This is a genomic window from Burkholderia sp. SCN-KJ (assembly GCF_024656005.1).
In the GTDB taxonomy this organism is placed as follows: domain Bacteria; phylum Pseudomonadota; class Gammaproteobacteria; order Burkholderiales; family Burkholderiaceae; genus Burkholderia.
Genome location: NZ_JANKOG010000006.1, coordinates 252,956 through 273,781, shown reverse-complemented (window position 1 = coordinate 273,781; position 20,826 = coordinate 252,956). Strand labels below are relative to the sequence as shown.

The window sequence follows — 20,826 nt, the reverse complement described above, 5'->3', positions numbered from 1 at the left end:
CCCGATTTTCCACCGACAGCATGACAGCTCGCCCCGCGTTCCCGTCTCCCGACGCATCCGGCGCCGCCGCGCCGCGTTCCCCTGCCCGCATGCTGCGCCGCGCGGCGTTCGCGCTCGGCGCGGCCGTGCTCGGTTACGGCGCGTTCGCGATCGCGTTTCCGGCCCGTACGCCGGCGGCGATCGGCGACGTCGTCGCCGGCTGGACGGGCGCGAATCCGCATCCGGTCGTGCTGCAGCGCCCGGCCGCGCAGCCGTTGTCGGCGGTCGCGCAGCTCGGGCGCGCGCTGTTCGCCGATCCGTCGCTGTCGGCATCCGGCAAGCAGTCGTGCGCGTCGTGCCATAGCCCCGATCATGCGTACGGGCCGCCGAACGGGCTCGACGTGCAGCCGGGCGGCCTCGCGATGACGCAGCAGGGCTACCGCCCGCCGCCGTCGCTGATGTACCTGTATCGCCAGCCCAACTTCAGCATCGGCCCCGATGCCGGCGAAAACGACGCCGCGCCGAGCGTCGCACAGCAGGCCGCGTCGGCCGCCGGCGTCGTCAAGGCGCAGAAGGTGGCCGGCACGTCGGCCGCGCCGCAACTCGTGCCGCAAGGCGGGATGTTCTGGGACGGCCGCGCCGATACGTTGCAGCAGCAAGCGTTCGGGCCGCTGCTGAATCCGGTCGAGATGGCCAATGCGAGCATCGACGACGTCGCGCGCAAGCTCGCGCAGTCGCCGCATCGCGCGCAGTTCGAGCAGCTGTTCGGGCCGCGCGTGTTCTCCACGCCGCAGCTCGCGGTGTCGGAGGCCATGTTCGCGATCGCGCGCTATCAGGTCGAGGATCCGTCGTTCCATCCGTACAACAGCAAGTACGATCGCTGGCTCGAAGGTCGCGCGCGCCTGACGCAGGCCGAGTTGCGCGGGCTGAGACTCTTCAACGATCCGGACAAGGCGAATTGCGCGGGCTGCCACCTGTCGAAGCCCGGCAAGGACGGCTTGCCGCCGATGTTTACCGACTACCAGTACGAGGCGCTCGGCGCGCCGCGCAACAAGGCGCTCGCGCAGAACCGCAACCCGGCGTTCTACGATCTCGGCGTGTGCGGGCCGTTCCGCGAGGACCTGAAGGACCAGACGCAGTACTGCGCGATGTTCCTCACGCCGACGCTGCGCAACGCGGCGACGCGCCACGTGTTCTTCCACAACGGCGTGTTCCATACGCTCGACCAGGTGATGGCGTTCTACAACGAGCGCAGCATCTCGCCGCAGAAGTTCTATCCGCGCGGCGCGGACGGCAAGGTCGACGTGTACGACGACATCCCGGCGAAGTACCGCGCGAACGTCGACGTGACGGACGCACCGTTCGATCGCAAGCCCGGCGACAAGCCCGCGATGAACGAGCAGGACATCAAGGATATCGAAGCGTTTCTCGGCACGCTGACCGACGAGCCGGCACGCTGACGGCTGGCCCGCCGCCCGTCTGGTCAGCGCTGCGCGCGGATGCAGAGGAACGCCGGCGCCAGCGACAGCTCCGCATGGAGCCGCTCCGACACGGCCTTCATCTCGGGCAGCGGCGTCGGTTCGACGAACCGGTCGAGCCGCCAGCCTGCGTCGGCGAGCGCGTTCAGGATGTCGGCAAGCGGCCGGCGCCACGCTTCGACATAGGGCTTCGGTTCGCCGAAACCCGACCAGTGGAAGCCGAAACGGCTCGTATCGAAGTACGTGGCGTCCCCGCGTGTGCGCTCGTCCATCCAGTCGCGCATCGGGTGCGCCATCGAGAACACGAGCGTCCCGCCGGGCCGTGCGACGCGTCTGAATTCACGCAGCGTCGGTGCGAGGTCGTGCACGTAGTCGAGCGCGAGCGAGCACAGCACCTTGTCGACCGACGCGTCGGGCAGCCACGCGAGCGGCGCCTCCAGGTCGCCCTCCACGACGTCGACCGTGAGGCCTGCGCAGCGCGTTTGCGCGAGCGCGACCATCTCGGGCGTGATGTCGAATGCGTGGACGGTCGCGCCGTGGCGCGCGAGATGCGCACTGCAGATGCCGGGCCCGCAGCCGGCGTCAAGCACCGTCAGGCCGTCGGCGTCGCCGAGCAGGGCCAGCGTCGCCGGACGCTCGTAGAGCGCGTTGTGCGCCTTGGTCGGCGCGATGTCCGCGTAGCGTTGCGCGAAGGTCGCGTAAGCGCGGCGGGCGGGAGGTTCGGTCGGGTCCGTCATGCGGCGTCCGTCGGTGGAAAGGCAGCAGGCCGATTCTGCCCGATCGAACGATGGATGGCGACCCGCCCCTCACGCCGGCGTCAGGACAGGCTGTCGAGCAGACGATACCAGGCGACCCCGGCCGCGATATAGAAGCGCTGCAGCCCGTGCAATGGAATCGGCCTGATCGGCGTGACCCGGAACGGCAGCGGCAGTTGCGCATCGCCCGACAGATGCGCGGCCAGATGTTTGCCGAGCGTCGTCGCCATCGCGATACCGCGGCCGTTGTAGCCGAGCGCGATCGTCACGCCCGGCGCGGGCTCGTGCACGTGCGGCAGGAAATCCGCGGTGATCGCGACGCGCCCCGCCCAGCGGTATTCGAACCGGACGCCCTTCAGTTGCGGATACAGCAGCGTCGTCGCGCGCTCGAGATGGCGCCAGTCGCCCGGCGCACGCGGTTCGGCGAACGGGCCGCGGCCGCCCATCAGCAGGCGCCCGGCGGCGTCACGGCGGAAGTACAGCAGCAGACGCCGCGCATCCGATGCGACCTCGCCGCCGGAGAGGATGTCGCGACCAAGCTCCGGCGCGAGCGGTTCCGTCGCGACGATGAAACTGTTCGCGGCGATCACCGACTGGCGCAAGCCGGGCCACAGCCCGTCCGTGTAGCCGTTGGTCGCGATCACGACGCGCTGGGCGGACAGCGTCGCGCCGCCCGACGTCGCGATCCGCCAGCGGCCGTCGACGCGCGTCAGCCCGACGGCGCGGGTCGAGCCATGCACGACGGCCCCGCTCGCCTGCGCGGCGCGCACCAGGCCGCGCGTATAGCTGAGCGGCTGCACGCTGCCCGCGCGGCGATCGATCCAGCCACCCGCATACGCATGCGTGCCGAGCCGTCGCGCGACGTCGTCGCGGCCGAGCACCTCGACCGGTGCACCGCGCGCGGCCCATTGCTGCGCCCGGCGTGCGACCGTGTCGAGCATCGCGGCGGTCGGCGCCGGCTGGATCCAGCCGTGGCGACGCGCATCGCAGTCGATCGCATGCCGCGCGATCAGGTCGAACACGGTGTCGGCCGCGCCGCCGACGATGCCGGCAAGCTGCTCGCCGGCCGCATCGCCGAACTGGCGCACCAGTTCGTCCGGGTCGTATTTCAGCCCGGGAATTACCTGCCCGCCGTTGCGGCCCGACGCACCCCAGCCCGGCTGCGCGCCGTCGATCACGCGAACGTTCACGCCGCGCTCGGCCAGGTGAAGTGCGGTCGACAGGCCCGTGAAGCCGGCGCCGACAATCGCCACGTCGCACGACACGGACGCGTCGAGCGCCGGCGTATCGGGTGCCGGCGCGGCGGTCGCCGCCCATAGCGAATCCGGCCACGGCGAGTCGGGCCATCCGGGTGCCGCGTTCGTTGCACTCATGTTCGATCCGGGTTGTCGGCGCCGTCCGACGCCAGCAGGCGGCGCAGGAATTCCTGCGTGCGGGGATGCGTCGGCTGCGTCAGCACGGCGCGCGCCGGCCCGCTTTCGCAAATGGTGCCGTCGTGCAGGAAGCACACGCGATCGGCCACCTCGCGTGCGAACGCCATCTCGTGCGTGACGACCACCATCGTCATCCCGTCGCGGGCGAGCCCGCGCATCACGCCGAGCACTTCGCCGACGAGTTCGGGGTCGAGCGCCGACGTCGGCTCGTCGAACAGGATCGCCTGCGGCTCCATCGCGAGCGCGCGTGCGATCGCGACGCGCTGCTGCTGGCCGCCCGACAGCTCCGACGGATACGCATTCATCCGGTGCGCGAGCCCGACCTTGTCGAGCAGCGCGCGGGCCTGCTCGCGCGCTTGCGCGGCCGGCCTGCGACGCACGTGCACCGGCCCTTCCATCACGTTCTCGAGCGCCGTGCGGTGCGCGAACAGGTTGAAGCGCTGGAACACCATGCCGACGCGCATCCGGAGCTCGTGGATGCGCGTCGAATGTGCGTCGACCTTCACGCCGTCGATCGTGATCGACCCTTCGTCGTAGGTCTCGAAACCGTTGATACAGCGCAGCACGGTCGACTTGCCGGAACCGGACGGCCCGATCAGGCACACGACTTCACCCTGCTGCACGTCGAGGCTCACGCCCTTCAGCACCGCGTGTTGCTGAAACCGCTTGTGTATCGATTCGATCCTGATCATGCGCCCCTCCTCAGTGCGAGCCGCTTGCCGAGCCGGTTCACGCCGAACATCAGCGGCAGGCCGAGCGCGAGATACAGCAGCGCAACGAGCGTGTAGACGCTCATGTTCTGGAACGTCGACGACGCGATCAGCTGGCCGGCACGCGTGATTTCCGCGACCGTGATCGTCGACGCGACCGATGAATCCTTCAGCAGCATCACGAGCGTATTGCCGTACGGCGGCAACGCGATGCGGAACGCCTGCGGCAGCACCACGCGCCGCATGATCATCGGGCCGCGCATGCCGATCGCGTGCGCGGCTTCGATCTGGCCGCGATCGATCGCCTCGATGCCCGCGCGGAAGTTCTCGGCCTGGTACGCCGAATACGCGATGCCAAGGCCGAGCACGCCGGCCTGGAACGCCGACAGTTGCACGCCGAGATCGGGCAGCACGAAGTACATGTAGAACAGCTGCACGATGATCGGCAGCCCGCGGATCACGTTGACGATCGTGCTGCCGGCCGTCGACACCGCCCGGTTGCGCGACACTTTCATCAGCGCGAGGATCAGTCCGAGCACCGAGCTGAGCACGAACGCGCATGCCGTGATCTCGACGGTGACCACCGCGCCCTTCAGCAGGATCGGCAGGAAATCGATCGCGTTCTGAAAAAACATGAGGTCTCCTATGCGACGCCCGAACGGCGCGCCGCGATGGATGCCCGCGACGCGCGGGCGATGCCGGACGGGAATCGGGCGCCGGTGCTCAGCTCATGTGCCACTTCTGCAGGATCTGCTGCAGCGTGCCGTCGCTCTTCATCTTGCGGATCGCGCCGTTGAGCTGTTCGAGCGTCGCGTTGTCGCCTTTGCGCACGATGAAGCAGACCTGCCCCTTCACCACGCTCTGGTATTCGGGCACGAGCCGCACCTGGCGATTGACGCCGTGCTCGATCTGGTACGCGACGATCGGCTGGTCGGCGAAGCCGGCCTTGATGCGCCCGAGTGCGACGTCGCGCATGATGTCGGCGATCGAATCGTAGGTCCGGACTTCCTGGAAGATGCCCTTCTTGTTGAGCGCATCGACGAACGCGGTGCCGACCTGCGCGCCGACCACCTGCCCCTTGAAATCGTCCATCGACGTATAGCGGCCCGGGTCGTCGGCCTTCACGATCAGGCCTTCGCCGAACGAGTAGACGGTGTCGGAGAAATCGACGACCTGCTGGCGCGCCGGCGTCTTGAGCATCGCGGCCGAGATGATGTCGATCTTCTGCGTGGTGAGCGACGGGATCAGCGCCGAGAACACGGTCTGCTGCACGTCGACGCGAAACCCGGCCGACTTCCCGGCCGCGGTGATCGCGTCGACCATCATCCCCTGGATCGAATTGCTCTTGACGTCGAGAAACGTGAACGGCACGCCGGTGGCCGTCGCGCCGACCTTCAGCGTGGGCTCGGCCGCAACGGCGCTCGCCGAAGCCGTGGAGAGTGCGATACAGGTGGCGAAACCGGCGGCCAGTGCGCCGAACCGCTTGATGAACGAAACCATGACGTCTCCTTCTCGATTAACCCGGTGCGTCGGCCGGCCGCGGATCGACACTGCGACGATGACCCGATCTTAAAACGAATCAAAAATATCGCGAAAAGATTTTTGCGTATCGATATGCGATACGATAGGATGTGATATCGAATCGCTCCCGCCCCTCGCCATGGAAACGTCACCCGATCAATCAAACGATCTGCTGTTCAATCAGTCGCTGGAAAAAGGGCTCAACGTGCTGCGCGCGTTCAGCGCGAAGCGGCGCACGATGACGCTGGCGGAAGTGGCCGACGCGGCAGGGATCACGAAAAGCTCCGCGCAGCGGATGGTCTATACGCTTGAGCAGCTCGGCTACATCCGCAAGCATCCGGTCACGCGGCGTTTCCAGCTCACGCCGCACGTGATGCGGATCGGCTTCAACTATCTCGCGGCCGATACGTTGATCGACGTCGCGAATCCGTTCCTGTCCGAGCTCACGAACCTGACCGGCGAGACCACCAATCTCACCGAGCCGGACGACGACGAAATGGTGTACGTCGCGCGTTTCGTATCGACGAAGTTCGTGCCGATCCACATGCCGATCGGCAGCCGTATCCCGATGTACTGCACCGGCAGCGGCCGTGCATTCCTGAGCGCGTTGCCGCCGGAAGAAGCGCGTGTGCGGCTCGACGGCATGGTGCGTACGCCGCATACGCCGCGTACGGTCACGGCGCTCGACGAGCTCGTCGCATTGCTCGACGGTGCACGGCGCGAAGGCTACGCGACCAACCAGGAAGAACTGTTCATCGGGGACATGTCGATTGCCGCGCCCGTGCTCGGCAGCCAGGGGCAGCCGGTCGCGGCCGTGCACGTGGTCGCGCCGACGAGCCGCTGGACGTTCGACGATGCGCGCCGCAAGCTCGCGCCGGCGGTGATCGACTGCGCGCGCGGAATCAGCAATTCGATCCGGACGCTTGAATAGCGTCGGCGAAACGGCATCGGGCGCGCCGTTGCATTGCGCAACGGCGTCTTATCGCTACTGCGGCTTCGGCGAATGCTCGGTCCGATAGGTGCTGTTCGGGCGTAATACGAGCTGCTTCGCGGCGGCGTCCAGTTCCTTGCCGTGATACAGATCGATGCACTTCAGGAAGTCGAATTTCACGTCCCCGACTTCCGATTCGACGACCGGATTCCGATAGTCGCGGGCCAGATACTTCGCGACCAGCGCGTGAATGACATCCGGCGCACGTTCCATGTCGTAGTAGGTCCAGTCGCGCAACGCGCTGGTACTGCTGCCGATGTCCTTGCTCACGCCGGGTTCCTGCTTGTACGCGGTAGCGAGGCACTCCGAGAGCGCCATGTCCTTGAAATTCTGGAGATAAGTCCGTGAACCGGACTCTGGGGAGGCCGGTGCGGCGTTTTTCGCCACACCCATCTCCGGTTGAAGCGCGATGCACACCAACGCGGCAGCGACCCAGGCTCCCCTCATGACAGACTCCAAAAATTGGCGCGATCGGTACGATACCGCGCGCCCGGTTCGTTGAAGTAACAATGATCGTGACACGTCCGCCCGTTGAACAGCGGGGCGGGGCGTAGCCTTGCGCATTGAGGCCGCATGCTCCCCCTCGGTCACCCCCTGTCCGTGCCGCGAGAATCGGGGAAAAGTATTGCCGACTGTCTCCGCCCAGGATGGAAAGATTCCGATGGGAAGTGCGACCTGATGAGCATCGGCCTGCCAGACTCTTCGCCCACCCGCCCCCTCGTTTTCCCCGATCCCGTTCAGCTTGACTCGGCTCCCCCGATCGTCAAAACTTCACACATCGCAAGTGTGATCACAGATCGCAGATCAAACCCAGGAGAACCCGCCTTGGCGCCCCGTATCGTCCCGCCCGCACTGAAAGCCATCGAATCTGAAACGATGGCCGACAAGGTCTACCAGCAATTGCGCGAAGCGCTGATGAGCGGCCGCTTCGCGCCGGGTCAGGCGCTGAGCCTGCGCAGCGTCGCCGAGGCCGTCGGCTCGTCGACGATGCCGGTGCGCGCAGCGCTCACGCGGCTGCGCGCCGAACGCGCGCTGGTCGACGGCCCTAACCGCGCGCTCGTCGTGCCGCCGATGACGCTCGACATGCTCGACGAACTGCGCGACGTGCGGATCGCACTCGAAGGCTGCATCGCCGAGCGCGCGTGCGCACGGATGACCGCCGCGCAGATCGCTGCCGTGCGCAAGACCTGCGAGACGATGCAGGCGCACGTCGAGGCCGGCCGCTCGCGCGCCTACCTGCAAAGCAATTTCGCGTTTCACAGCGCCATCTACGCGCACGGTGCCAGTGAAAGCACGCTTGCGATCGTCGAGAACCTGTGGATGCGCGTCGGTCCGTTCCTCAACATGGTCGCGCTCGACATTCCGCACATGCGGCGCTCGATGGATGCACACCGCGCGATCGTCGATGCCCTCGAACGGCGCGACGGCGCCGGTGTGCGCGCCGGCATCGCGCTCGACATCGGCGGCGCCGCGCATGATCTCGCCGAGACGCTGCGAGCCGAACAGACACCGCGGACCGTGAACGCGAAACCGTAGCGGCCGCTCGCCGCGACCGGACGAATCGCGAGCGACCGCAATCCGACTACACCAACGATGGAGACAACCCGGCATGACAGCTTCCGACCTGCTGAAACCCTATGACGGCCTGCGTGTCCTCGTGACGGGCGGCGCATCGGGCATCGGCCTCGAAATCGCCGACGCGTTCGTCGAATGCGGCGCGCGCGTGCACGTGTGCGACGCGTCGCAAGCCGCGATCGCGGCGCTCGCCGACCGGCCGCCGCGCGCCGCAACCGGCGCGATCAGTGCGACGCTTGCCGACGTATCCGATCCCGCCGCGGTCGATCGCGTATTCGCGGACGTCGCAACGACGCTCGGCGGCCTCGACGTGCTGGTCAACAACGCGGGCATCGCCGGCCCGACCGGCGGCATCGACGAAATCGACCCTGTGCAGTGGGAGCAGACCGTCGCGATCAACCTGAACGCGCAATTCCAGTTCGCCCGCCGCGCGGTGCCGCTGCTGCGCGACTCGAAACACGGCGGCGCGATCATCGCGCTGTCATCGGTCGCCGGCCGGCTCGGTTACGCGTTTCGTACGCCCTACGCGGCCACGAAATGGGCGGTGGTCGGCCTCGTGAAAAGCCTCGCGATCGAACTCGGGCCGCTCGGCATCCGCGTGAACGCGATCCAGCCCGGCATCGTGCGCGGCCCGCGGATGCGCCGCGTGATCGAGGCGCGCGCGCAGCAGCTCGGCATCGGCTACGACGAGATGGAGAAGCGCTATCTCGAGAAGATCTCGCTGCGGCGCATGACCGATCCGGCCGAGATCGCCGCGACCGCGCTGTTCCTGTGCTCGCCGGGCGGGCACGGCATTACCGGGCAGGCGATCTCCGTCTGCGGCAATGTCGAAGTGCTCTGACGCCTCCCGCATCGTTCATCGAAAGGAATCCATCCGTGGCAAACGCTCGCAAAGTCATCATCACGTGTGCGCCGACCGGCGCGATCCATACGCCGTCGATGTCGCCGTACCTGCCCGTCACGCCGCATCAGATCGAGACGGCCGCCGTCGCGGCTGCGCAGGCCGGCGCGGCGATCCTGCATCTGCACGCGCGCAATCCGTCGGACGGCAAACCGACGCAGGACCCGGCCGTGTTCGCGGAATTCCTGCCGCGCATCAAAGCGCAGACCGACGCGGTGATCAACCTCACGTCGGGCGGCAGCCCGCACATGACGGTCGACGAACGGTTGCAACCCGCGCTGCATTTCCAGCCCGAGGTCGCCTCGTTGAACATGGGCTCGATGAACTTCGGGTTGTACCCGATGCTCGAGCGCTTCCGCGAACTGAAGCATCCGTGGGAGCGTGAACATCTCGAGAAAAGCCGCGATCTCGTGTTCAAGAACACGTTCGCCGACATCGAGACGATCCTCACGCGCTGCGGCGCGAACGGCACGCGATTCGAATTCGAGTGCTACGACATCTCGCACCTGTACAACCTCGCGCACTTCGTCGACCGCGGGCTCGCGAAGCCGCCGTTCTTCGTGCAGAGCGTGTTCGGACTGCTCGGCGGGATCGGCGCGCACCCGGAAGACCTGATGCACATGCGCCGCACGGCCGACCGCCTGTTCGGCAGCGATTACGTGTGGTCGATACTCGGCGCCGGGCGCAACCAGATTCCGCTCGCGACGATCGGTGCCGCGCAAGGCGCGAATGTGCGCGTCGGGCTCGAGGATTCGCTGTGGATCGCGCCCGGCAAGCTCGCCGAATCGAGCGCCGCGCAGGTATTGAAGATGCGGCAGGTGCTCGAAGGCCTGTCGCTGGAGATCGCGACGCCGGCCGAGGCGCGCGCGATGCTCAAGCTCAAGGGCGGCGACGCGGTCAAGTTCTGATCGCCGGGTTGCGCCCGACACCACGCAACACCAGGACCCGCAAGCGCAGAGACAAGGCGCCGGCCCGAGCCGGCCGGTGCCAGGATGCCTTCCATCGCCCCGCTCCCGTCGAGCGCCGCCGGCGCGGCTCCGTCGTCTGCCCCTCCGCTGCGCGCGACGCAGCGGCCTCAGCCGAACGCGGCACGCCGTGCTTGCCGTGTGCGCCCGTTCGCCATTATCGGAGTCGTCCGCATGTCCACTCATCACGCCCAGGCCCTGCCTTCCGCCGCCGGCGACGCAAGTGCGTCGCTGAACCGGCTGCTGTTTCGCAAACTGATGCCGCTGCTGATCGCCGCCTACGTAATCAGCTTCCTCGACCGCACCAACATCGCATTCGCAAAACACTCGATGGGTGTCGATCTCGGCATTTCATCGGCCGCCTACGGACTCGGCGCGGGCCTGTTCTTTCTCACCTACGCGCTGTTCGAAATCCCGAGCAACCTGATCATGCACCGGGTGGGCGCGCGCTTCTGGATCACGCGAATCATGATCACGTGGGGTGCGTTGTCGATCGCGATGGCGTTCGTCGCCGGCCCGACGTCGTTTTACGTGATGCGCCTGCTGCTCGGCGCCGCCGAAGCCGGGCTGTTTCCGGGCGTGATGCTGTACCTCACGTACTGGTTCGGTCGCGAGGAACGTGCGCGGGCGACCGGCTATTTCCTCCTCGGCGTGTGCATCGCGAACATCGTCGGTGGTCCGCTGGCCGGCGCGCTGATCGAACTCGATGGAACGCTCGGCTTCCACGGCTGGCAATGGCTGTTCGTCGTCGAGGGAATTCCGGCCGTCCTGCTCGCCTTCGTCGTGTGGACACGCCTGCCGGACCGCCCGAGCAGCGCGCCGTGGCTGTCCCCCGAAACCGGCCGCGCGCTCGAACGCACGCTGGCGGCGGAACAGGATGCAGGCGTTGCCACCCACGGCGGCCACGCGTTCGGTGCCGCGCTGCGCGATCCGCAGATCTGGCTCGCGATCTTCGTGTACTTCTGCCACCAGTTGACGATCTACACGGTGATTTTCTTCCTGCCGGGCATCATCGGCGCATCCGGACGCTTTTCGCCGTTCGCGGTGGGATTGCTGACCGCGTTGCCTTGGCTCGCTGCCGCCCTCGGCGCCGCCACACTGCCGCGCTTCGCGCGCGAGTCGCATCATTCGCGCCGGATACTGTGCGCCGGGCTCATCGTAATGGCCGCGGGAATGGTAGGTGCCGCGCATGCGTCGCCCGTGGCCGGTCTCGCTTGCGTGTGCGTCGCCGCGTCGATGTTCTTCGTCGTGCAGTCGATCGTGTTCACGTTTCCCGCGTCGCGACTCGCCGGCAGTGCGCTGGCCGGCGGTCTCGGCCTCGTGAATACGTGCGGGCTGCTCGGCGGCTTCGTCGGCCCGACCGTCGTCGGCGCGATCGAACAGGCGACCGGCAATGCGAAGAACGGGCTGACGCTGCTGGCGGCAGCGCTCGTCGTCGCAGCGTTCGCGAGCCTCGCGTTGCGCCACGGACACGAACGCACCGACGCACGATCGCGCGATTGAGGACCGGCGAGATCTTGCACAGAACCGGCAGACGCGCTTCGGCGTGATCCGGTCGCGATACGGGCTGGAAACCGGCAAGAGAACGGGAAAAAGCGATGACAGGCAGCCCGGGCGCCGCGGCCTGCGCCGAGGAGGGCTACCGGGTCGCCGTCACCGGCGTGGCGACGGTTGCGGCCGCACCCATCCGCCGCTCCGCCAGCTGCTGCGCGAACCGGTATGCGACCAGCGAGCCCGCCACGGCCAGCAGCATCGGCACCAGGCTGTCGTGATTCGCGCGCGTGAATTCGAGCAACAGCACGACGGCCGTGATCGGCATCTGCATCGACGCGGCGAGGAACGCGGTCGCGCCGACCAGCGCGCATCCGCCGATCGACGCGCCCGGCCACGCGAGGCTCCACAGCCCGCCGAGCACGATCCCGAGCAGCGCGCCGTTCGCGAGACCGGGCGTCAGCAGCCCGCCCTCCGCCCCCGCGCGCAGGCTTCCCGCCTCGATCGCCACCTTCAGCACGAGCAGCGTCGCCGCGAGCCCGATCGTCAGCGTGCCGTCGAAGCCCATCGAAGCCGGCCCCTTGCCGTTGCCGAGCAGTTGCGGAAAGCGCATCGCGAGCACACCGATCACCGCGAAGTTGACCAGCGCGAGCACCGGCAGCAGCCGGCCCTTCGGCGCATCGGCCCGCGCGCGGGTCGTGAGCCGCACGAAGCCGTACGCGGCGAAACCGAACAGCGGCCCGCAGACGATCGACCACGCGACGAGCGGCGTGCTCAGCACGAACGCAGGCACCGTGTACTGGTGTTCGTTGCCGAGCCCGATCCATGCGACGGCCGCCGCGATCGCCGACGTGACGACGGCGACCACCAGCGCGCGCAGTTCGAACGTGCCGAGCAGCACTTCGAGCACGAACACCGCACCGCCGAGCGGCACGTTGTAGACGGCCGCGAGCCCTGCACCCGCACCGCACGCGACCATCAGCCGGCAGTCGGCGGGCGTCAACCCCGCGCGGTGCGCGAGCTGCCCGGCCAGCAGCGAGCCGATCTCGCGCGGCGCGACTTCGCGGCCGAGCGGCGAACCGAGCGCGACTGTGACGATCTGCAGCAGCGCGTGCACCGTCGTGCTGACGAACGGCATCTGCGGATCGGCGGCACGCACCGCACGGCGGATGCTGACGAGCGGCCGGCCATAGCGGTACAGCGCCCACCAGCCGCCGCCCGCGACGAGCCCGCAGACGACGAGTACCGCGAGCCGGCGCTGCGGGTCGGCCTGGCTCACGCCGGTAAGGAAGCTCTCGGTGCCGACCACGTGCGCGAGGCTGTAGTCGTACGCGACGTGCTGGATCGCGTGCAGCAGCAGCGCGAGCAGCATCCCGCCGACGCCAGCGCCGATGCCGGTCAGGATCGTGACGGCAGCCATCCGCGCGAACGAACTGGCGGACGGCGAGGAAGACACGGGAGCAGACGGGAGATCGAGGCGCATGAGGTCGGCGGACGATGATCGACAAGACGGCGCGCACCATGCACGCCGCCGTCAGGACCGCATCGTAGGCGTCGATCTCTCATGAGACAAACGTATTTTTCTGATCAACTCATGCATTCAGCGCATACAAGAAAGACGGCAGTTCCCGACGGGGCGTGCCGCCGTCCGCCGCCGTCGCCGCATCCGCGTCACTCCGGATACGTGACGCGCTCCGGCTCGCGCCGCATGATCACCTTCCCGTGGCGCACCGACAGCGTGGCCTTCACCTGCCGGCGCACGGCTTCATAGTCGCTGTCGGCATCGAGCACGACCAGGTTCGCCGGCCGCCCGACCGCGATCCCGTAGCCGTCGCCGAGATGCATCGTCGTCGCGCTGTGATCGGTCACGAAGTCGAGACAGCGCTGCAGGTCCTGGTAGCCCATCATGTGGCAGATGTGCAGGCCGGCGTCGAGCACGCGCAGGATGTTGCCGTTGCCGAGCGGATACCAGGGATCCTTGATCGAATCCTGTCCGAAGCACACGTTCAGGCCCGCGCGATCGAGTTCCGCGACGCGCGTGAGCCCGCGCCGCTTCGGAAACGTGTCGAAGCGCCCCTGCAGATGGATGCTCTCGGTCGGGCACGACACGAAGTTCAGGCCCGCGCGCTTCAGCAGCCGGAACAGCTTCGAGCAATACGCGTTGTCGTACGAGCCCATCGCAGTCGTGTGGCTCGCGGTCACGCGCGCGCCCATGCCGCGCACGCGCGCCTCTTCCGCGAGGACTTCCAGAAAGCGCGAATGCGGATCGTCGGTCTCGTCGCAGTGCACGTCGACGAGGCAGCCGGTGCGCTCGGCCAGCTCCATCAGGAAGCGGATCGAGCTGACGCCCTGCTCGCGCGTGTTCTCGAAATGCGGGATCCCGCCGACGACGTCCGCGCCGAGTTCGATCGCCTGCGCCATCAGCGCGCGGCCGCCGTCGAACGACTCGATGCCTTCCTGCGGAAACGCGACGATCTGCAGGTCGATCAGCCCGCGCGCCTCGTCCTTCACTTCGAGCATCGCCTTCAGCGCGGCCAGCGTCGGATCGGTGACGTCGACGTGGGTGCGCACGTGCTGGATGCCGTGATCGCGCAGCATGCCGATCGCCGCATGCGCGCGCGTCTTCGTGTCCTCGTGCGTGATCGTCGCCTTGCGCTCGGACCAGCGCTCGATGCCCTCGAACAACGTGCCGCTCATGTTCCAGGCCGGCTCGCCGGCCGTGAGCACGGCATCGAGATGGATATGCGGTTCGACGAGCGGCGGAATTGCGAGACGGCCGCCCGCATCGACATCGCCGGCGCCGACCGATGTGACCGGCGCGGCCTGCGCGTCGATCCGCGCGATCCGGTCGCCGTCGATGCCGATCGTGAACAGCCCGTCGCGGCCGCGCAGGCGTGCATTGAAGAGGTTCATGGTGGGTCTAGGCGTCATGCGGCGTCAGCGCGCCGCGTGGTGGGGAAAAACCGGCTCCTGCGATGCGTGCCGCGCTTATTTGAAATCCTCGATCGTCAGGCCGGTCGCCGCGCTCATCTCGTCGTTCGTCACGTCGCGCACGTGCTTGCCGAACGTCCACACGTGCCGGCCGGGATCGCGCGCGCGATACATGCGATCGCCGTAGAACTGGTCGGCCGGCGCCTGCAGGATCTCCGCGCCGGCCGCACGTGCGCGTTCGCAGTGCGCGTCGATGTCGGCGTCGTCGGGAAGATGCACGTGGACGTGCTGCGTGTTCCGGTCGCCCGTGTCCTGCGGCGACGCGATGAAGTCGGCCCACGCGCCGCCGATCATGACGAGGCCGTCGCCGAATCTCATTTCGGCATGCGCGATGTCGCCTTCCGGCGTGGTGACGACCAGCGCGCACTCGAAGCCGAATGCGCGTTCGAGCCATGCGAGCGCGGCTTTCGGGTCGCGGTAGCACAGCGCGGCACTCAAGGAAGGACGGCGCGGCGTGGTCATCGGGGGCTCCGGATCTCGGCAATGGTCTGCCCATTCTCCACGCGCGCGGCGCGGCGATCAACTCCCGCGCCGGCGACGCGCCTGTTGTCAATGCGCGACACGGCATGTGCGGTCGCTCGACCGCTCGCGTCGCGCCGTCGGCGAAAACGCACGCCGTCCGGCCTCCGGACCGATTTGTGAACGCCGTGTGACGCACTCTTGCGCAGCTCGCAACGGTGTACTCGCGCGCCTGCGGCCGGAATCGCGCGACCCCGCCCCTACACTTGCGCCGAACTTTGGTCACCCGTCCCACACGCAGGAGCTGTTACATGCACAAAACGAACAAAACCCTGATTGCCGCCGCATCCGCGGCCGCACTCTTCGCCCCGCTCGCGCACGCCCAGAGCTCGGTCACGCTGTACGGCCTGATCGACGCCGGCATCGCTTACACCAACAACGCCGGCGGCGCATCGCTGTGGCGCATGACCTCCGGCACGGTCAACGGCAGCCGCTTCGGCCTGCGCGGCACGGAAGATCTCGGCGGCGGCCTGAAGGCGCTGTTCGTCCTGGAGAACGGCTTCAACGTGAACAACGGCGCGCTCGGGCAGGACGGCAAGCTGTTCGGCCGCCACGCGTATGTCGGCCTGACCAGCAGCGGCTACGGCACGCTGACGCTCGGCCGCCAGTACGACACGATGGTCGACTTCGTCGCGCCGCTGTCCGCGACGGCCGGCGACTTCGGCGATACCGGCTTCGCGCATCCGTTCGACAACGACAACCTGAACCACTCGGTGCGCATCAACAACGCGGTGAAGTACACGAGCGACACGATCGCGGGCTTCAAGGTCGGCGCGCTGTACGGCTTCTCGAACTCCACGAACTTCGCCGGCAATCGCGCGTACAGCGTCGCGGCAAGCTACACGAACGGCCCGCTGAAGCTGGCCGGCGCGTACCTGCAGATGAACGGCACGAAGGGCTCGACGAGCGCGAGCCCGGGCGCGACCGACGTGGCCGAAGCGAAGAGCGTGAGCCAGGGCGGCTGGTCGGTGGGCGCGGACCGCATGCGCTCGTACGGCGGCGGTGTCAGCTACGTGTTCGGTCCGGCGACGGTCGGCTTCGTCTATACGCGCTCGCAGTACGACAACTCGGGCTCGTTCGGTTCCACCGGCCAGGTCGCGTTCAACAACTACGACGTGAACGTGCGCTATGCGGTGACGCCGGCCGTCAGCCTCGGCGCGGCCTACGTGTACACGGACGCCAGCGTGTCGAACCCGGACAGCAAGCACGGCACCGATCCGAAGTGGCACCAGGTCGACCTGCAGGCCGTGTACAAGCTGTCGCGCCGCACCGACCTGTACGCGGAAGCGATGTACCAGCACGCGTCGGGCCGCGGCTACCAGGCCTTCATCAACACGTCGGGCGGCGCCTCGAGCACCGCGAACCAGATCGTCGGCACGATCGGCATGCGCACGCGGTTCTGAGTTCCGCGCCGCGTGAGCGCCCGTCGCCCGTCAGCCGGGACCGTGTCCTGGCTGACGGGTTCGCGCGCTGTGAGCGACCTGCACCAATGTTGTTCCATCTGGAAAGCTGCCTGCCCGGAATCGGGGTTTTTGTGCGCGCGTGTGCTGCATAGACTGGCATCGACGGTCCGGATCGCGCGTCGATCACCGGACCGGCCTCACCCCCCGTCTACTGGAGAACATCGTGAAATCGCTCGTCGTTACCGCCGCCGCTGCCGTCCTGCTTGCCGCACCGGCCCTGTCGTTCGCTCAGTCCGCCAAGGCGCCCGTCACGCGCGCCCAGGTGCTGCAGGAGCTCTACGACCTCGAATCGGTCGGCTACAACCCGTCGCTCGGCGACGCCGGCAACTATCCGGACGACATCATGGCCGCGCAGGAACGCCTGGCAGCAAAACGGCTCGCCGAGCACAAGGCCGCGCAACGCGCATATGGCCCGGCCGGTGCGGGCGCAACGGAATCGGGCGTGGCGGCAAAGCCCGCGCTGTGAAGACACGCAGCAACGCCGCACCCGCGTGACATGTGTTCCGCGGGCGCGGCGGAAATCGCGCGAACCGGTCCGTCACGATGGATGCGGCCGGACAGCGTGCCGTCCGGCACGCGGCCATCTCGTCCTGGATTCGCGCTCGGGCTGCCCGATCAGGCAGCCTGCGGCTCGCGGTCGATCGCGTTCAGCATCTCGACGTCGCGGGCGATCATCCCCGGCACCTGCGCACGCAGCATCTCGACCCAGGTGCGCACCTTCGCGTCGATGAAGCGGCGTGACGGATACAGCGCATACACGTTCATCTTCTGCAGGATATGACCGGGCAGCACGCGCACGAGCGTGCCGTCCTGCAGCGCGTCGATCGCCGCATACAGCGGCAGCATGCCGATCCCGATACCGTCGCGGATCGCGAGCGCGAGCGACTCGGCCGTATTGGTCTGCACCGGCCCGGTGACATGGATCTGCTCGATGCCGTCGGCGCCTTCGAGCACCCATTCGTGGGTCGGGAACGCCGGCGTGCAAAGTGTCAGGCACGCGTGCGCGCCGAGATCCTGCGGGCGGGCCGGGGCGCCGTGGCGCTTCACGTACTCGGGCGACGCGCACAGGATGCTGAAGGTCGAGCCGAGCAGGTGCGACACGAGCTCCGAATCGGGCAGCGACGATGCGGTCACGACCGCCATGTCGCTCGTGCCGTCGAACAGGTCGGGCATGCGCTGCGACAGCGACAGCTCGATCGACACGTCCGGATATTGCGTGTGGTAGCGCGTGAGCGCGGGCATCACGTAGTGATGGCCGACGCTCGCGAAGCTGTGCATGCGCAGCACGCCGGCCGGCCGTTCGTGCGCGCAGCTCGCCTCCTCCTCGGCGCGATCGACGTCGGCAAGAATCTGGCGGCAGCGCCGCAGATAGCTTTCGCCGGCCGACGTCAGCGCAAGGCGGCGCGTCGAGCGATTCATCAGACGGGTGCGCAGGCGCGCCTCGAGTTCCGACACCGCGCGCGACATCGCACCCGTCGTCGAATTCAGCGATTGCGCGGCCGCGGTGAAACTGCCCGTCTCGACGACGCGCGTAAACACCCGCATGTTTTGTAGGGTATCCATTCCTGTGAGCCACCTGTAGCGGAGCCGCTATTTTCCTCCAGCGGGTGCGACAGATTGTTACGCGGCCTGCAACTATCGTTTCCCCGTAGCTGCGTTAATGCCCACGCGCCGCACTCCTACAATCGGCGCCTCACCAGTCGAACGGACCCGTCCGGACGCGCCGCGGCACCGCACGCGCCCCGCTTTTTTTCATGAAGCCACAACCTGCGATCGAGCCACCTTCCATCGAACCGGCCCGATGGAGAACCTGGCTCGATCCGCTCGGCGGCGCCGCGCGCGACTGGGCCGCGACCGACGGGCTGATCTGGCTGCACCTCGCCAAGACCGTGCTCGCCGCGCTGCTCGCGATGGGGATCGCGATGCGGCTCGAGATGTCGCAGCCGCGCACGGCGATGACGACCGTGTTCGTGCTGATGCAGCCGCTGTCGGGGATGGTGTTCGCGAAGAGCTTCTACCGCATGCTCGGCACGGCGGCCGGCCTCGTCGCCGCGCTCGCGCTCGGCGGGCTGTTCGCGCAGCAGCCGGAGCTGTACATGGCCGGCATCACGCTGTGGGTCGGCGGCTGCATCGCGCTCGCGGTGCGCAACCGCCATTTCCGCTGGTACGGGTTCGTGCTCGCCGGCTACACCGCAGCGCTGATCGGCCTGCCCGCGGTGATGACGCCGCAGACGCTGTTCCAGTCCGCGCTCACGCGCGCCGCGGAAGTCGCGCTCGGCATCGCATGCTCCGGCGCGGTCAGCGCGCTGATCCTGCCGCTCAGTTCCGCGAAAGCGCTGATGCGCTCGCTGAGCGCGCGTCATGTGAAGTTCGCGGCGTTCGCGGCCGGCGCGCTGTCGGGCGACCTCGCGCGCGGCGACTTCGAGCGGCGCTTCGCCGATTTCGTCGACGAGATCGTCGGGTTCGAGGCCAACCGCGCGTTCGCGTCGTTCGAGGATCCGCATATTCGCGCGCGCAGCCGCCGGCTCGCGCGGCTCAACAGCGAGTTCATGAATGCGTGCACGCGCCTGCATGCGTTGCACCAGCTCGTCAAACGCCTGCGCGCGAACCGGTCGGACGCGGTGCTCGACGCACTCGCGCCGCACATCGATGCGCTCGCGCAACGGATCACCGCATTGCGCGACGAGCGGCAGCGCGGCATCGCGTCGACCACCGGCGCACTGCTCGAACTGCGCCGCTTTCACGCCGCGTTGCCGAAGGCCGCGCGCGCATCGCGCCGCGCGATCGAGGATCACGCGGCCGGCGGCCTGCTCGACTTCGATACCGCGATCGAGCTGATGTATCGCTTCATCGGCGAGTACCTCGGCTACGCCGACACCAACGCATCGCTCGACCGCGACGATCACGCGTTCGAACGCTCGGTCACGCACTACGCGGTGAAGACCAACTCGTTCTTCGTCGGCTTCGCGTTCCTGCGCACGCTCGTCGCCGTCGGCGCGATGAGCGCGTTCTGGCTCGCGTCCGAATGGCCGAGCGGCTCGCTCGCCGTGATCGCCACCGCGATCGCGTGCGCGCTCAGCTCGACGTCGCCGCGCGCACCGAAGTTCGTCGCGCAGATGGGCGTCGGCGCGGCGTTCGCGACGGCCGTCGGCTACGTGTTCCTCTGCTACGTCTATCCGAACATCGACGGTTTTCCGCTGCTGTGCGCGGCACTCGCGCCGGTGCTCGGCCTCGGCGCGTTTCTCGCGATGCGCCCGGGCCTGTCCGGCTACGGGATCGGCTTCGCGGTGTTCTTCTGCCTGCTCGCGGGCCCCGACAACGCGATCGCGTATACGCCCGAGGTGCTGATCAACAACGGCTTCGCCGTCGTCGTCGCGATGCTGGCGTGCTCGATCGTGTTCGCCGTCGTGTTTCCGACCCACATGCCGTGGCTCACGTCGCGGATCGCGCACGACCTGCGCCGCCAGGTCACGCTCGCGTGCGAAGGCGCACGCGACGGGCTCGCCGCGCGCTTCCAGTCCAGCACGCACGACCTGATGGCGCAGCTGCGCACGCTGCTCGTCAAGCGCACGCGGCAGCATCGCGACGCGCTGCGCTGGATGCTGTCGACGCTCGAAGTCGGCCATGCGGTGATCGACCTGCGCGACGAGCTGCACGGGTTCTGCGAATCGAAACCGCCGCAGACGCTGCGCTGGACCGCCTCGGTCGACGCGGTGCTGCACGAGCTGCCGCGCTTCTTCGACGATCCGACGCCGGGCCATCACGCGCGCACGCTCAAATCGGTGAACCTGTCGATCCGCGCCGCGCAGCACACGCTGCACGCGTGGTACGCGGTGCCCGACGAACGCCACCGCATGCAGCGCATCGTCGGCTGCCTGCACTTCATCCGCAGCGCGCTGCTGGACAAGGATGCGCCGTTCAACCGTCATCGTCATTGAGCGCCGATGACGGTCGTCGGGAGATCGATGCGTACGCAACGTCACCGTTGTTCCGATTGGAAATAAGCTCTGCACCCGCGGTGATTAATTTCCAGGCAGTGCGAGCCTATAGTTTC

Annotated in this window: 19 protein-coding genes; 9 read left to right on the top strand and 10 right to left on the bottom strand. The window is 67.9% G+C overall.

All coding sequences use genetic code 11. The features are described from left to right. The first annotated feature begins 20 nt into the window (after nt 1-20). A complete protein-coding gene (locus NQV17_RS12825) occupies nt 21-1,439 on the top strand; it encodes a cytochrome-c peroxidase (RefSeq protein ID WP_257772564.1) in 1,419 nt (472 codons plus the stop codon). A 23-nt stretch (nt 1,440-1,462) separates the two neighbouring features. Here NQV17_RS12825 and NQV17_RS12820 read toward each other — a convergent pair whose 3' ends face one another. The 5 genes from NQV17_RS12820 to NQV17_RS12800 all read right to left on the bottom strand — a co-directional run bounded on the left by NQV17_RS12820 (nt 1,463) and on the right by NQV17_RS12800 (nt 5,855). After that, on the bottom strand, nt 1,463-2,194 hold the full coding sequence (locus NQV17_RS12820; protein ID WP_257772563.1) for a class I SAM-dependent methyltransferase: 732 nt from the start codon (nt 2,192-2,194) through the stop codon (nt 1,463-1,465). 80 nt (nt 2,195-2,274) lie between these two features. Then, nucleotides 2,275-3,585 (bottom strand): FAD-binding oxidoreductase, encoded by a 1,311-nt coding sequence (locus NQV17_RS12815; protein WP_257772562.1) that lies wholly within the window; start codon nt 3,583-3,585, stop codon nt 2,275-2,277. Further along, nucleotides 3,582-4,337, bottom strand: a complete 756-nt coding sequence (locus NQV17_RS12810) for an amino acid ABC transporter ATP-binding protein (RefSeq protein ID WP_257772561.1) — start codon at nt 4,335-4,337, stop codon at nt 3,582-3,584. Before NQV17_RS12810 ends, NQV17_RS12815 begins: the two co-directional genes overlap by 4 nt. Continuing rightward, nucleotides 4,334-4,990 (bottom strand): amino acid ABC transporter permease, encoded by a 657-nt coding sequence (locus tag NQV17_RS12805; RefSeq protein WP_257772560.1) that lies wholly within the window; start codon nt 4,988-4,990, stop codon nt 4,334-4,336. The genes NQV17_RS12810 and NQV17_RS12805 overlap by 4 nt, the downstream gene beginning before the upstream one ends. An 88-nt stretch (nt 4,991-5,078) precedes the next feature. Next, the gene (locus NQV17_RS12800) at nt 5,079-5,855 is read right to left on the bottom strand and encodes an ABC transporter substrate-binding protein (RefSeq protein WP_257772559.1); all 777 of its coding nucleotides are present in this window, start codon (nt 5,853-5,855) and stop codon (nt 5,079-5,081) included. 160 nt (nt 5,856-6,015) lie between these two features. Between NQV17_RS12800 and NQV17_RS12795 the strand changes: the two genes are divergently transcribed. Further along, a complete protein-coding gene (locus NQV17_RS12795; protein WP_257772558.1) occupies nt 6,016-6,807 on the top strand; it encodes an IclR family transcriptional regulator in 792 nt (263 codons plus the stop codon). A gap of 54 nt (nt 6,808-6,861) precedes the next feature. On the opposite strand, the gene NQV17_RS12790 is transcribed toward NQV17_RS12795, so the two are convergent. Then, nucleotides 6,862-7,314 carry a type VI secretion system amidase immunity protein Tai4 gene (locus tag NQV17_RS12790; protein ID WP_257772557.1) on the bottom strand — a complete coding sequence of 151 codons (453 nt, stop codon included), beginning with the start codon at nt 7,312-7,314 and terminating at the stop codon, nt 6,862-6,864. A 378-nt stretch (nt 7,315-7,692) separates the two neighbouring features. On the opposite strand from NQV17_RS12790, the gene NQV17_RS12785 reads away from it, so the two are divergent. The 4 genes from NQV17_RS12785 (at nt 7,693) to NQV17_RS12770 (ending at nt 11,811) form a co-directional block, all read left to right on the top strand. Continuing rightward, nucleotides 7,693-8,403, top strand: coding sequence for a GntR family transcriptional regulator (locus NQV17_RS12785; protein ID WP_257772627.1), 711 nt, complete (start codon nt 7,693-7,695; stop codon nt 8,401-8,403). Nucleotides 8,404-8,476: 73 nt separating this feature from the next. Beyond that, on the top strand, nt 8,477-9,283 hold the full coding sequence (locus NQV17_RS12780) for an SDR family oxidoreductase (RefSeq protein ID WP_257772556.1): 807 nt from the start codon (nt 8,477-8,479) through the stop codon (nt 9,281-9,283). Nucleotides 9,284-9,318: 35 nt separating this feature from the next. After that, on the top strand, nt 9,319-10,251 hold the full coding sequence (locus NQV17_RS12775) for a 3-keto-5-aminohexanoate cleavage protein (RefSeq protein ID WP_257772555.1): 933 nt from the start codon (nt 9,319-9,321) through the stop codon (nt 10,249-10,251). Between the two features lie 231 nt (nt 10,252-10,482). Further along, nucleotides 10,483-11,811, top strand: a complete 1,329-nt coding sequence (locus NQV17_RS12770) for an MFS transporter (RefSeq protein ID WP_257772554.1) — start codon at nt 10,483-10,485, stop codon at nt 11,809-11,811. 136 nt (nt 11,812-11,947) lie between these two features. Here the strand turns inward: NQV17_RS12770 and NQV17_RS12765 are convergent, their stop codons facing one another. From NQV17_RS12765 to NQV17_RS12755, 3 genes are all read right to left on the bottom strand, one after another. Further along, entirely contained in the window at nt 11,948-13,282 is a 1,335-nt protein-coding gene (locus NQV17_RS12765) for a chloride channel protein (protein WP_257772553.1), read from the bottom strand. Between the two features lie 188 nt (nt 13,283-13,470). After that, nucleotides 13,471-14,712 carry a cytosine deaminase gene (gene codA / locus NQV17_RS12760; RefSeq protein WP_257772552.1) on the bottom strand — a complete coding sequence of 414 codons (1,242 nt, stop codon included), beginning with the start codon at nt 14,710-14,712 and terminating at the stop codon, nt 13,471-13,473. A gap of 75 nt (nt 14,713-14,787) precedes the next feature. Then, nucleotides 14,788-15,252 (bottom strand): VOC family protein, encoded by a 465-nt coding sequence (locus tag NQV17_RS12755; RefSeq protein WP_257772551.1) that lies wholly within the window; start codon nt 15,250-15,252, stop codon nt 14,788-14,790. A 308-nt stretch (nt 15,253-15,560) separates the two neighbouring features. On the opposite strand from NQV17_RS12755, the gene NQV17_RS12750 reads away from it, so the two are divergent. Together NQV17_RS12750 and NQV17_RS12745 are read left to right on the top strand one after the other, a co-directional pair. Next, nucleotides 15,561-16,712 (top strand): porin, encoded by a 1,152-nt coding sequence (locus NQV17_RS12750; RefSeq protein WP_044843051.1) that lies wholly within the window; start codon nt 15,561-15,563, stop codon nt 16,710-16,712. Between the two features lie 223 nt (nt 16,713-16,935). Next, nucleotides 16,936-17,238 (top strand): DUF4148 domain-containing protein, encoded by a 303-nt coding sequence (locus NQV17_RS12745; RefSeq protein ID WP_124484885.1) that lies wholly within the window; start codon nt 16,936-16,938, stop codon nt 17,236-17,238. A gap of 149 nt (nt 17,239-17,387) precedes the next feature. Here NQV17_RS12745 and NQV17_RS12740 read toward each other — a convergent pair whose 3' ends face one another. Then, nucleotides 17,388-18,335, bottom strand: a complete 948-nt coding sequence (locus NQV17_RS12740; RefSeq protein WP_124484886.1) for a LysR family transcriptional regulator — start codon at nt 18,333-18,335, stop codon at nt 17,388-17,390. A gap of 191 nt (nt 18,336-18,526) precedes the next feature. On the opposite strand from NQV17_RS12740, the gene NQV17_RS12735 reads away from it, so the two are divergent. Further along, on the top strand, nt 18,527-20,710 hold the full coding sequence (locus NQV17_RS12735; protein WP_257772550.1) for an FUSC family protein: 2,184 nt from the start codon (nt 18,527-18,529) through the stop codon (nt 20,708-20,710). Nucleotides 20,711-20,826 lie beyond the last annotated feature (116 nt).

Coding starts and splice junctions, on each gene's coding strand:
- codA (WP_257772552.1), bottom strand. CDS start 14,712: ATGAACCTCTTCAATGCACGCCTGCGCGGCCGCGACGGGCTGTTCACG.
- NQV17_RS12820 (WP_257772563.1), bottom strand. CDS start 2,194: ATGACGGACCCGACCGAACCTCCCGCCCGCCGCGCTTACGCGACCTTC.
- NQV17_RS12740 (WP_124484886.1), bottom strand. CDS start 18,335: ATGGATACCCTACAAAACATGCGGGTGTTTACGCGCGTCGTCGAGACG.
- NQV17_RS12780 (WP_257772556.1), top strand. CDS start 8,477: ATGACAGCTTCCGACCTGCTGAAACCCTATGACGGCCTGCGTGTCCTC.
- NQV17_RS12795 (WP_257772558.1), top strand. CDS start 6,016: ATGGAAACGTCACCCGATCAATCAAACGATCTGCTGTTCAATCAGTCG.
- NQV17_RS12805 (WP_257772560.1), bottom strand. CDS start 4,990: ATGTTTTTTCAGAACGCGATCGATTTCCTGCCGATCCTGCTGAAGGGC.
- NQV17_RS12735 (WP_257772550.1), top strand. CDS start 18,527: ATGAAGCCACAACCTGCGATCGAGCCACCTTCCATCGAACCGGCCCGA.
- NQV17_RS12765 (WP_257772553.1), bottom strand. CDS start 13,282: ATGCGCCTCGATCTCCCGTCTGCTCCCGTGTCTTCCTCGCCGTCCGCC.
- NQV17_RS12815 (WP_257772562.1), bottom strand. CDS start 3,585: ATGAGTGCAACGAACGCGGCACCCGGATGGCCCGACTCGCCGTGGCCG.
- NQV17_RS12755 (WP_257772551.1), bottom strand. CDS start 15,252: ATGACCACGCCGCGCCGTCCTTCCTTGAGTGCCGCGCTGTGCTACCGC.
- NQV17_RS12825 (WP_257772564.1), top strand. CDS start 21: ATGACAGCTCGCCCCGCGTTCCCGTCTCCCGACGCATCCGGCGCCGCC.
- NQV17_RS12750 (WP_044843051.1), top strand. CDS start 15,561: ATGCACAAAACGAACAAAACCCTGATTGCCGCCGCATCCGCGGCCGCA.
- NQV17_RS12800 (WP_257772559.1), bottom strand. CDS start 5,855: ATGGTTTCGTTCATCAAGCGGTTCGGCGCACTGGCCGCCGGTTTCGCC.
- NQV17_RS12770 (WP_257772554.1), top strand. CDS start 10,483: ATGTCCACTCATCACGCCCAGGCCCTGCCTTCCGCCGCCGGCGACGCA.
- NQV17_RS12810 (WP_257772561.1), bottom strand. CDS start 4,337: ATGATCAGGATCGAATCGATACACAAGCGGTTTCAGCAACACGCGGTG.
- NQV17_RS12790 (WP_257772557.1), bottom strand. CDS start 7,314: ATGAGGGGAGCCTGGGTCGCTGCCGCGTTGGTGTGCATCGCGCTTCAA.